9 protein-coding genes are annotated in these 12,027 nt (G+C 49.8%); 3 read left to right on the forward strand and 6 right to left on the reverse strand.

Annotation, left to right across the window (positions count from 1 at the left end; all coding sequences use genetic code 11):
- A partial coding sequence (locus tag PMI05_RS13715; protein WP_007722388.1) for a glycosyltransferase occupies nt 1–1,138 on the forward strand: 1,138 nt, incomplete at its 5' end.
- Nucleotides 1,139–1,291: 153 nt separating this feature from the next.
- Here PMI05_RS13715 and PMI05_RS13720 read toward each other — a convergent pair.
- Genes PMI05_RS13720 through PMI05_RS13730 form a run of 3 tightly spaced genes read right to left on the reverse strand, consistent with a single transcriptional unit; the run spans nt 1,292 to nt 4,998 of the window.
- On the reverse strand, nt 1,292–2,110 hold the full coding sequence (locus tag PMI05_RS13720; protein ID WP_007722390.1) for a hypothetical protein: 819 nt from the start codon (nt 2,108–2,110) through the stop codon (nt 1,292–1,294).
- The gene (locus PMI05_RS13725) at nt 2,103–3,731 is read right to left on the reverse strand and encodes a hypothetical protein (RefSeq protein WP_007722392.1); all 1,629 of its coding nucleotides are present in this window, start codon (nt 3,729–3,731) and stop codon (nt 2,103–2,105) included. Before PMI05_RS13725 ends, PMI05_RS13720 begins: the two co-directional genes overlap by 8 nt.
- Nucleotides 3,732–3,735: 4 nt before the next feature.
- A complete protein-coding gene (locus tag PMI05_RS13730) occupies nt 3,736–4,998 on the reverse strand; it encodes an O-antigen ligase (protein ID WP_007722394.1) in 1,263 nt (420 codons plus the stop codon).
- A gap of 187 nt (nt 4,999–5,185) precedes the next feature.
- Here PMI05_RS13730 and murJ point away from each other — a divergent pair, with 187 nt between their 5' ends.
- The gene (gene murJ / locus PMI05_RS13735; protein ID WP_007722396.1) at nt 5,186–6,712 is read left to right on the forward strand and encodes a murein biosynthesis integral membrane protein MurJ; all 1,527 of its coding nucleotides are present in this window, start codon (nt 5,186–5,188) and stop codon (nt 6,710–6,712) included.
- Here the strand turns inward: murJ and PMI05_RS13740 are convergent.
- Nucleotides 6,687–8,063, reverse strand: coding sequence for a phenylacetate--CoA ligase family protein (locus PMI05_RS13740; RefSeq protein WP_007722398.1), 1,377 nt, complete (start codon nt 8,061–8,063; stop codon nt 6,687–6,689). The two genes, murJ and PMI05_RS13740, sit on opposite strands and share 26 nt — an antisense overlap.
- Nucleotides 8,064–8,267: 204 nt before the next feature.
- On the opposite strand from PMI05_RS13740, the gene PMI05_RS13745 reads away from it, so the two are divergent.
- On the forward strand, nt 8,268–9,920 hold the full coding sequence (locus tag PMI05_RS13745) for a polysaccharide biosynthesis protein (protein ID WP_007722399.1): 1,653 nt from the start codon (nt 8,268–8,270) through the stop codon (nt 9,918–9,920).
- Between the two features lie 57 nt (nt 9,921–9,977).
- Here the strand turns inward: PMI05_RS13745 and PMI05_RS13750 are convergent, their stop codons facing one another.
- Together PMI05_RS13750 and csaB are read right to left on the reverse strand one after the other, a co-directional pair.
- The gene (locus PMI05_RS13750; protein WP_007722400.1) at nt 9,978–10,829 is read right to left on the reverse strand and encodes a class I SAM-dependent methyltransferase; all 852 of its coding nucleotides are present in this window, start codon (nt 10,827–10,829) and stop codon (nt 9,978–9,980) included.
- 24 nt (nt 10,830–10,853) lie between these two features.
- Nucleotides 10,854–11,951 carry a polysaccharide pyruvyl transferase CsaB gene (gene csaB, locus PMI05_RS13755; protein ID WP_007722401.1) on the reverse strand — a complete coding sequence of 366 codons (1,098 nt, stop codon included), beginning with the start codon at nt 11,949–11,951 and terminating at the stop codon, nt 10,854–10,856.
- Between the last annotated feature and the right edge of the window lie 76 nt (nt 11,952–12,027).

Raw genomic sequence — 12,027 nt, forward strand, 5'->3', positions numbered from 1 at the left:
GTGGCAGTTGCTGCCGAATCGAGGGGGACAAGCCGCATCAGCTAGTGCCAATACAACGTCCACACCAACACAGCCTTCGTTCAAGGCGAAGGTAAAAAAACAGATCGTCAATGTGCTGAAAAAAGTAAAGCCATACTTGTTGATTCCAGACGACCAGATCCTGTGGATGCCGAATGCGCTTAAGCTGGGGCGGGAAATTATGCGCCGTGAAAAGATCGACATGATTTTTTCCACATCGGGACCAGTAACGAACCATTTGATTGCGAAAAAGCTTTCCCGTGAGTTTGACTGCAAATGGGTAGCGGATTTCCGTGATCCGTGGACGCAAAATATGCACACCTCTGGCATCGAATGGCGAGAGCGCATGGAAGAGCGAATGGAGGAGGCGGTGATGTCCCAAGCGGATGCGATCACGACCGTTACCGCGACCTTCGCCTATAATTTTCGCGAGAAGCACCAGGACCGCATCAAGCGGATGGAGCTGATCTACAATGGGTTTGATCAGGCTGATTTTCAAGGGCTGGCTGCCAGCCATGCTGCTCCGGACAAATTTCATGCGGTGTACGCAGGTATTTTGTATCAAAAGCGCAACCCACGCCTCCTCCTGCAAGCCATCCGGGAACTCATCGATGAAAAAGCAGTAGACCGAAATGCTCTCTTGCTCAGCTTTGCCGGGGTGTTCGATTATCCGGGGTATTCCGAAAATCGCGACTGTGTAGAAGCATTGGGGCTGGGTGACATCGTTCGTGTACTGGGAAACCTGCCGCATAAAGAAGCGCTCGGACTGATGAAAGGCGCTAATGCCCTCTTGCTGATCGGGGATGTGTCCGCTGACGCCGGAGCGTATATTCCGGGCAAGCTCTACGAATACATGGGGATCGGCAACCCGATTCTTGCTCTGAACAAAAGAGGCGAAGCGACAGAGATTATTGAAGATTTCCGTCTCGGTCAAGTAGCCGATCCAGAGCAAAAAGACGAGATCAAGCAAGCGTACCTGAAGCTGTATCAGGAGTGGAAAGCCCAAGGACAAACGGGTAGCGAGGAGCGCGGAGCGGATTTTGCAGAGCGTGTGAAACCGTACGAGCGCCGTGAACAGGCGAAGCAATTGGCGCAATTGATGGATGAACTGGTAAAATAATTGTACAGTATAGCCCCGGAGCCATTGAAGGCTGCGGGGTTTTGTTCGTGACAGACATACTTCTTCTGCTTCAAAATAAAAGGACCTGACGATAATCGCCAGGTCCTGATTCGTACCTATCAGTCTGCTGCCACGCAAAGGTAGCAGACTTTTTTAGTACAGCAAATATTTTTCTACTTCTTCCGGTTCTTTGATGTGAATGCCACCCGTATCGCCGTATTTAAACAGGTTGAACATCACTTGCTGGTCCATCGTTCCGGCTTCAGGCAGCGGCAGGATGATCCATGTCTCGTACTGGTGGATCCGACGGTCTTCCTTGCCGAACCAGAATGTTGTTTTGATCGTGGATTCTTTCAAGATGTAATCCAGATCAGGACGATCTCCCAGTTGTTTTTTCAGTGGTTCAAACAGCAGGCTTTGGCTGTTTTTCAACCAATCAGCTCCGGTCATTTTCAATTGAAACGGAACGCTGACGACGCCAATTACTTTTTCCTCAGGCAATTGGACGGCCTGGTCCATGAAAGGCAGCCAGTCCTCGAAGCCTTTCAATACGTCGAAGGCAAGCGGCTCATCCGGAGCGGTTACAAACTGCTCATTTGCCTTGATGTAGCGCTTGTCGTGAATCCGATAGTACGAATACGGTTGTGCTGCGATGCGGGCATCCACATTGTAGCCTTTCCCGTTGATGACAGCTCCATTGAACATACTCGTTGTGGAGCGGGACAGGATCGTATTTTTTACATGGCCCTTGTACCAGTAGGTTTGTGCCTCTTTATCCGTCTTGCCTTTTTCCAGAGCCGTTTTCAGCCACTCCGCACCTGACTCGGTTTGTACGGTGGTCGTTTGATCTGGCTTCTGGTCAAAATTGGTGGTGGCAAAAGCCTTCGTCCCTGATTCATAGGTGCAGCCACCGAGCAGGGAGGCTGTGCAGATGGCAGCGAGCAGTGCCCATGCTTTCGTAGCTTTACGCATGGCGGAACCTCCTTACGACTCCGTATCCCAAGAGTCCCACGAATAGTGCGATTGTGAGTCCGAATACTGGAATGTTGTGCTGCTTGAACACCAGAATGCGATGTGTATTGTACATGTTCGCAACGATTTCGTTTTTCTTGTCGCCGTCGATATCTCCGATTTGGACATTGATCAACGGCAAGTAAATGCGCCAGTTTTGTTTCAGACCCTCTGGTGTGTAGTCATAGCCAGCCAAATAGCGAGAATCTGTAGTACTTACCCAGCTCTTTGCTTTGGCTATGATCTCAGGCTTTTCGTTGTTGCCGATGGTAGCGAAGTTAGAGAAGCGGAAGCTCTTGTCGCGATCTCCGCTAGCCCACAAAATCTCCCACGTGCCGTCTGGCTTCGGCTTCAAGATGTACGAAGGTTTTCCTGCAACGAGTAGTTCATCGACCTTGTCGTTGTCGATATCAGCAGGAATGAACTCGCCTGTTGCCAATTCAGCCTGTTTGCGTGTGAGTGTGTACGATTCTGTCAGTGTGCCATCTGGCTCGACAGACAGTACACTCAGGTGCTCGCCCATGACAACGAGTCCCTCGCGGCCATCTGGCAGCATCATGGTGGTCATCAGCTTCGTTGCTTTTGTCGTGCCGCCAAAAGGCTTGCCTTCGTAGTTTCCTGTCAGCATACCATCCTTGATATGCAGATCCGTGTATTTCGAGCCGAGTGTTTGACGCAGGTCCATACTGCCTTCGTTTTCCTCCAGCAGGTTTGCGATGTTTTCCATATCCAGCATAAACGCACGATATGGTGCCGTTCCGATTTGCATCATGCCTTCCGCATATGGTTGGCGTTGTACATTCGGTACCAACTGACCGTCTTTCATCGTGTAATAGGGGAAGCCCGGGTAATCGGTCGGCAATTTTTCCTTGATGATCTCCAAGGTATCTGCCGGGATCTGGTCATTCGGCATCCGCACCATTTGGCCGTCTTTCCAGGTCAGGACGTAAAGAGAAACAGGTTCAGCCTGCAAATGGCGCAGCTTTTCCGCCATTGCTTTTTTCTCTTCTTCCGTCTCTGGTTTTTCAATTTCTTCAGGCAGTGGAAGCTCCTCGGCATTGCCGTACGTGATGATCTCCATGCTGCCATCGCCATTGACGTCGTGTAGTGTGAGCGGGAAGTAATCGACCCAATCTCCGTTGTATAAACGCTCAGATTCGTATTTCACGGTAAAGTTGCTCAGTGCAGTCAGTGTATCTCTGTTGAATGTCACATTCGCCAAGAGGGCGATCAGAACCAACGAGCCGACTGCACGCCAGTTGAGGCGTCCATACCATTTCACGAGAAGCGCAATCACGATGATGGCGATTGCTCCACCGATCAAGAGAGCAGCAGTCGTTTTCACATCGACGCGGGTCAGCGCACGATCCAAGAGCAAGAAGCCGATGGTAAACACCAACACCTGACGACGTTCAGAAGGATGCACCACAAAGTAGCAAAACGCCAGCAGTGGTAAGAATATGAGCAAGGCGATCCAGGTTAAATCAAGGAACGCAGGCTTGACGAGCAAATGGTAAATGAGAAACAGGGCAATGGCGTACAGAGCCCAGCTTATCGTTTGGAGAATAGGATTGCGGCGCATGCGTTCACCACCTTTTATTTTGTGTCTGGTCGACGAATAATGCGCACAGGAAGCCGCCAAACAGCCAGAAATAGAGGGCCATGAACGGCACCTCGAAAATGTTTTCCACGAGGTTATGCGTTGCTACCGCGATTAATCCGCCCAGCAGTCCGAGAATCGCGAAAAAGTGCGGCGAGCCCTGGAGGTTGCGGATAAGTCCGGCACCATACTTGAACATGGTGAGTACAGTTCCGATTAACAGGATGATCCCAATCAGACCGTATTCAGCTAGACTTTTGAAGAAATAACTGTCTGAATAAATCGTTCCGAAATGGCGAGTAGCAACCGCTCCGCCGTGATGGCCGAGCCCAACACCGAACAATGGCTCGATGCGCATTTTGTCATAGGCTTCGCCCCAGCGACCAACGCGTCCGCCTTGGCTGCTAGATTCAAAGTATTCAGGTGTAAACAGCGTGAAAATGCGATCTTTTACTTTTCCGACAAGCGGAACAGAATCAGGAACGAAGAACAGGGCTACAAGTCCGATAATCCCTGCGATCACCAAGTACCCTGCGACTCGTTTGTTCCATATGTAGAAGCAAACAAATGCAGCAAAGGCAAGGGCAAACCAAGAACCGCGGGAACTTGTTAACAGCATGGCGAGCAAAGTCGTCAGCGCAACGATGGCCCAAATCCATTTTTGCTTGCGATCCTTCGCCGTCATGAATAGACCAGCGGCAATCGGTGTAACCAACGCCATATAGCTGCCCAATACGTTCGGGCTCGTTACGAAGGAGAATGCACGCGTTGTAACTGCTTCCCCTTCCTGCACCCATGACTCAGGTGTTTTGACGCCTACGATGACTTGCAGGACACCATACAGTGCCGCTACGAAACCAACCAGCACAAGTCCCTTCATGAACTTGTCTAGGTCTTCCATCGACTTCAATAAATAGAAGCCCATGAAAAAGGCGAGGATGTACTGGTAGACGGAACGGAATCCTTCTACGCTCGCTTCCCAGTTCGCCATGTCTGTCACCATGATGGCAACTCCGAGGATGAAAAAGGCTCCAAGCCAATGTTTGATTCCAGGCATCGTCCGATTTGACTGTAAAAACGCAACGAATGTAAACAGCATCAAGACGATGAGCAGTCCTTCATCCCACAAAGAAGATATGACTGGAATCGGTAGAATCTGTCGCAAGACGTAATCGATTACTGGATAGGCCAAAAGCAAATACAACCAAGTAGTTGATTGGCTTCCCCACTTCAACACGGTTTCTCTCATTTTTATTGTAGTCCTCCTACAGGTAGGGATTAACCTACCTATTATAATGAATCTGACAACCCAGTAGCAAGCCGGGGGAAAGAGGTTGGTAGGAAAGGTAGAAATAAGATATGATAACTAGGTAGTTTGAGGGTTAGAACAAAGCCTGGAACGAAGGGTTTCGAATAGGGATAGGAGATAAGTGGACATGAGTTTGTTAAAAATCGCTTCCATGATTGTCGTGCTGACTCTCGTAGGAAGGCTTCTAGGCTTTTTTCGCAGTGTGTATGTATCCAACTTGTACGGTACCGGGATGGAGGCCGATGCGTTTAATATCGCGGCAACGATCCCGCTGACGCTGTTCTTGGTCATACCGGGAGCAGTCAATGCTGTACTGATTCCGACGATGCGAGGCATGATGGAAAAAGGAGAGCGGACGACTGACTTGTATCAGAAGATGCTCACGATGATTTTGGGTATATTCGTTACTCTGTCTATCTTAGGAGTTGTCTTTTCTTACGAGCTTGCTGGGATGTTCGGACTGACAGGTGAGAAGCTGGAACTCACGGCTAGCATGCTGCAATGGATGTGGCCATCAGCTATTTTCATCGGGTTAACAGGGCTATGGTCGAGTATCTGCAATGCTCACCAGCATTTCTTTACACCGACGCTTGGCACGGTAGTCAATGGAGCTTTGGTGATTGTCAGCATGTATGTGCTCGTTCCGATGTATGGCTCGATTGGTTTGGCGATGGCTACGACAATGGGCTATTTGGCTGCACTGTTGCCGATTCTCCCGACTTTGCGCGGATTCGGCTATCAGCAGCGCTTCTCTTTCGCTTGGCGTGAGGACGCTGCTCTCAAAGGCATGGGCGAGCGCGTCATTCCGATTTTGATTGGTGCGGTTGTAGCTCAAGCCACAACCTTTTTAGAACGAGGCTTCGCAGAAGGACTCGGAACGGGTGTCGTTTCCGCTCTCGCCAATGCGAACCAGATCATGCAATTGCCTCTGGCTATTTTTGTCGGGGCGTTTACGTTGCCGTTATTCCCACTGTTGGCTAGTCACGTCAAGCGGGGGGAAATGACGGAGATGAAGCAAATCCTGCAAAAGGGACTTGCCTATCTCCTCATTTTGCTGTTGCCCGTGACGGTCGGACTTGCGCTATACGCAGAGCCTATTATCCGACTAGCTTTTGAGCGCGGTGCGTTCGATGAGCGTTCTGTCGCTTTGACAGCGTGGGCACTGCCGTTTTACGGTGTGGGACTATTCTTTTTAGCGTCGAGAGACTTGCTGACTCGCGCCTTTTATGCACTGGAAAACACGAAGACACCCGTTATTATCGGGGCGATCGGGATCGGTGTGTATGCTCTTGCCAACTGGTTGCTAATTCCATTGCTTGGTCATGGCGGAATTGCCCTGGCTAATGCAGTTTCAGCTATCAGTCAAGCGCTCCTGCTCTTTGTTTTGCTATGGAGAGCGGTAGGCAGCCCTGTACGAGCGAATTTCCTCATGACTGCCGGGAAAACCATTTTGGGCTGCGCAGTTATGGCCGGTGCTATTTTGCTCATCGATCCATGGTTATCCGCATGGCCTGTCTGGTTGTATTTGCCGCTAGGAATTATTGGTGCTGCTCTTTTATATCTCGTGGTGCTCATTTTGGTTCGCGAGCCACTTGTATCAGAGCTGCTGCAAAAAGTACGCAAGCGGTCTACTCCAGCGGAAGGGCGCTCGTAAGGGGGAATTCCCGGATTGCATAACGAGTCTTACCCGAGCTTGCAGGGGGAATGGTTTCCACGTAAGAAACTTGGATGCTCACTTGACCTAATGCTGAGCGAATTCCTGCCAAAAGCTTGGCTTCATCGGCAGGTAAAAAACGTTCGGGCTCCTTCACCAGTCTCAGGCTCAGTCGCTCCGGCTCATGCTGGATGATCTGGAAGGTGCGGAAGCTGTCCATATTGCGCACGATGTGATTAAAATAATGTCCGTGCACGTAGCGGCCGTTTAACGATAGGAACATGTCGTCTTCTCTGCCATCGATCGTAGCAAGCAGTGGAAAAGGGAGATTGCATGAGCAGACTGAATCAGAAAGCGCGACGACATCTCCTAATTGGTAGCGCAGGCGGGGCATCACGGTATTGTGCAGGTCTGTGACAAGCAGTGCTCCTGGGTGCCCTTTGTAGACGGGAATATGCGTAATGGGATCGACTACCTCCAAATAACAGTTCCCGGAAAAGGCATGCATGCTCCCAGCCTTGCATTGATAGGCGATAATTCCGCCGTCACGGGCGCCGTATTCATTCACAACAGGCGCATCAAAAGCTTGGGCAATTGTTTGCCGCTGGTGTTCGTGCAGGCTTTCTGCTGTAGAGACCACGGCTTTGAGAGGGATTCCGAGTGTCATGCCACGTCGTAGCATCATCGTGGCGAGCGTATGAAGAGCGGAGGCGTAGCCGTATAAATAGGCTGGTTGGAAATTCCGGATGAGGCGCAGGTTTGCTTCTACATGTCTGTCGTCCAGTTCATAGGCAGAAATCATCATGCGGTTTTTCAACCAGCGGTCCTTCCAGCGGTAGCGGCGAGCTTGCTGGGCGTTTAATTCGAGTGGCGAACCCCAAATCATCACACATGGGTCACCTATGCGAATGCCGTACCAGGATAGCCCCAACCAGCGCGCAGCTTCATATCGCTCGACAGTTGGACGATCGAGATAAAAATGGGTAGGCTCACCTGTGGAGCCTCCTGTACGATTTCCAATGAGCCCGCTTGTTTGTAGGCCTTGGCTCATATATTGATCAGCGTTTTGCCGAAAGTGTGCTTTGGTCAGAACAGGAATACGCTGCAAAAAGCGTTCAGGCATCTCCCGCATTTTGCTCCAGTCTGGAGCGAAGGAAGTGTAGGCCGGTACGTTTTGTATCGCATGATCGAGTAGCTTCACTAGCTTTTCTCGCTGCAGCACGTTAAGCTCTTCGGTAGATAGATGCTCGGCTGCTTGCAATTCTTTTATATAAGGACGGATGCGATTTCCTTTCAAAGCCTCCATTAACGGCCACTGTACATGGCGGATCAAAAATCCGGTTGTGGGCATAATATCCCCTCCTACTCACAGATCACACAGGCTGACGATTAAAAAAAATCAATGGAATCTGTTTTTCACCAGTATTCCTGCGAAATTCCATCGATATACCTGTTTGCTGGAAGAGGGAAATGATAGTAGGATAGAGAGTGGGTTCATGTCGATTGGTGCTGCCCCACGGGTGTCCAGTCAAAGAGACGAATAAAGGAGTTACCCATGTTGAAAAAAAGTCATTTTCTCGCGGGAGCGTTGATCTTAGCCATTGCGGGGATTTTGTCAAAAGTTATCGGGATGTTTTATCGGATTCCGCTTCAGGAGATAGTGGGCGACAGAGGTCTCGGACTCTATCAGGAAGTATATCCTCTCTACCTGACCTTTCTCATATTGGCGACAGCAGGTGTGCCAGTAGCGTTGTCGAGGGTGATTGCAGAGGCATTGGCTGAAGGAAAGCAAGGCTCTATTGGACAAATTTTGGCCCGTAGCATGGTCATGATGGGCGCCATCGGACTTGTCTTGTTTGCACTCCTGTACGCAAGCTCCCCACTCATCGCAAAGCTCATGGGGAATCCGCATTTGATTGAGCCAATTCGGGCGATTTCCATGTCGCTGCTGTTCGTTCCCTTGATTGCGGTTATTCGCGGCTTTTTCTACGGCCATCAAAAAATGTTGGTTGTCGGGCTCTCGCAAATCGTAGAGCAGACGTTGCGTGTCGTATTTATTTTGGTAGCTTCCCTGTATCTCGTGTCACTCGGTGAAGATACGGATACAGTGATTACCGGAGTGAACTTCGGTACGATGATCAGTACATTTTTAAGTCTCGGGTTTCTAGCGTTACTCATGTGGCTCCACAACCGGAAAAATTCCGTATTTAGCGGAGCAGAGTGGGGACGCCTTACCTGGTGGTATGATCGTGCCTTCTTCGCCTCGATGTGGCGAATTGCCTGGCCGATTTGTGTCAGCGCCTTGGTTATCCCGATTTTCAGCCTGACCGATTCCTTCCTGGCGATTAACATCTTCCGCTACATATGGAATGTGGACGGCTTGACGGCGGATACGTGGTTTGGCATTTACAGCAGGGGAGGACCACTTCTGCAAATGGCGAGCTTGTTCGGATCGTCGATTGCTCTCTCGATCGTGCCTGCTATTGCCGAAGCGATCAGACAAAAGGATCAGGAACGGATTACGACCTTGACCAAGCTCTCCCTGCGCTTTGCTTGGCTAATCGGCTTACCTGCGGGTCTTGGACTGACAGCTGTAGCTGAAGGGGCGAATCTGGCGTTGTATGGTGATATGGAAGGCACACGTGCAATGGCGATTTTAGGCATCACGGCGATCCCGCTTTCCTTGTTGCTTGCTACAAACGGTATTTTGCAAGGGATCGGCAAAGAAAAAATCCCTGCGCGTCATCTGCTGTATGGTGTCATTGTAAAAGTACTGGCGACACTCGTGTTTACCTCGATGTTCGGCATGGACGGCTTGTCCCTGTCATGGCTGGTTGCTACTGCATTTGTCTGCGTACTCAATATGCGAGTCATCAACCGTTACGTATCGATTCCGATAAACTGGCGCTTTGATACCATTTATCCGTTACTGGTGGCTAACCTCATGCTGATTCTGGCTTGGGGAGCGACTGAAGTAGTAGATTTCCTATTCAGGGGAAGAGAACCAGTGCGCATTTTGGGAGCGATAGAGACCGTCGCTGGAGTCGGTGTAGGACTTGTTGTCTACTTGGGACTGCTTATTATCATTCCACTCATTGAGGATAAGGAGCTGGACTGGCTGCCAGGCGGAAACAAGCTGCGCACCTTTATTCAATTCATTCGAAAGAAACAGGCTTCCTCGTTAAAGTCCAATACGAATAACGATTGATAGAATCGAAAAAACCCCTTTCTCCACAAACGGAGGAAGGGGTTTTTGTGATCTTGCTTATTTCGTTTTTTGATAAACACAGACGACCATTTTTACGAAAAATTCACGGGTAGCAGGTAAGTTCGCCAAGGTCTGCAACTGATTGCGCAATGGAATCTCTCGCTGGTAAACCGCAGGCTGAACCACGCCTTGTTGAATTTTTCGAAACCGTTTGATCGTCATGCGATTGATGTACGAGATCGTATCTCTGCCATCAGGTAGCTTGTCGAAACGAAAAGCAATCCGGTCAGAACCGTCTGGCAAGTCGCGGACTAGCTTTTTGTAGGCATCAATCAAGGCTTGCTCCGAGAAGAGAGCATGCACCCAAGGAATGCCGATCGCATCTGACAAATGAGCACCGTATGGATGATAATACGGCGGAAAATTGATATAGAGGTGACCTCCAGGCTTCAATACCCGAAAGCATTCCTCCAGCGTCTTTTCCGGTTCGCCTACGTGTTCCATCGCGTCATTCATGATGATCGTATCGAACGTGTTGTCCGGGAAGTCCATTCTCGCGGCATCACCAGTCATGAAGGAGACAAGATGATCCAGTCCTTTTTTCTTCGCGAATTCATTTCCTTCCTCCGCGTAGTGGGGGACGATGTCGATGCCGATCATTTTTTTAGGACCATAGGTGGCGTAATAACAGGTTTTTCCCCCGCCGCCACAGCCGATGTCCAAAACCGTTTGGTCACGGAACATTTGCTCCTGTGAATGGAAGGGGAGGAAAAACTGAATGGTTTGATCCCCTTTTTGAAATTGCCATTCGGTATAGCTCATTTCCCCGTTGTTTGCCAGGTTGAAAGGGTGAACGGGGAGAGGAAATAATCGATTTAAACCAAGTAACACTTGTAAAGAAAAGGACATGATGTCCTCCTTTCCAGGTCAGCCTTATTTACGCAGCGCCTGTAGAACAAGTTCACTGCTTTTGGAAGCTTCGATTGCTAACAGATGGGAATGCTTCGTTACCACATCAATTTCGTGATCGAGGTTGTCCAGTTTTTCAGCGAGCAAGGTCAAAAGTGTAGTTTCATCGAGTGTAGTAATATGACCAGCATTGGGCATTCCAGCGCGTTCTACGAATCGATCAATTTTCGGATCGTAGGAGATGCCGATAAAAGGGATCCGCAGCATGCACGCAAGAATAAGCGAGTGAAGCCGCATACCAACGACGTAGTTGCATTGCTTCAGTACCGACATAATGTCATGAAAAGTAACAGGCGCATCGAGAAGACGTGCTCCTGGTTGGCTCATCTGGTCCATAATTTCCTGGGACGGTGCCAAATCACTAGGGACATGCATCGGCAGGAAGAGAACATTCCATCCGCGCATGATAAACCAATCTGCTGCTCGGGCTATCTTCTGTTTGAATTGCTGTTCCTGCTTCCAGTCCCGGACAGAGATGGCGACTAAAGGCTTGGAAGGATCATCAAACATACCATAGAGCAGCTCTTTTCCCCGTTGATCAGCAATATCGTCTGGGGATATCGTCAGAGCAGGGTCAGCTGTTATATAGATAGGGGCTTTTTTTACGCCGCAGGCTTTGAAGTCCTCCCCTGATTCGTAGTCGCGAACCGTGATGATGTTGACGTGATTCACCACGCGTTTAATCATCGTGCGACTGAGCGACTTGAGGATGGGGCCAAATCCTTGTGCGTAAAAGACCACGGGTTTACCTAAAAGCTTGGCAATGGTGACGATGCCCAAATAGTAGAGGACACTGCGCGGACTGGTTACATCCTGCATCAGTGTACCGCCGCCCATCACCAGCATGTCACTTCGCGAAAGCTCGCGGACGATGGTTCCAAAGCTCCAGCGGTTATAGGCTTCAATCCCGAACAATTCCGCAGTCCGATCAGGCTGATTGGACAAGACGGCGAGAGAGATATTTGGTTGTTCCCGCTTAAGAGAGCTGATGATGCCGTACAGGACCACATCGTCTCCGGCATTATTAAAGCCGTAGTACCCGGAGATGAGAATTCGCGACATGGAGTGAACCTTCTTTCTATATCAAACGTACAGGAAAAATACATTCTCAAGTATAATCGAGTAAACAAGGGGAAGT

Origin of the sequence: Brevibacillus sp. BC25, assembly GCF_000282075.1 — a bacterium.
GTDB lineage: Bacteria > Bacillota > Bacilli > Brevibacillales > Brevibacillaceae > Brevibacillus.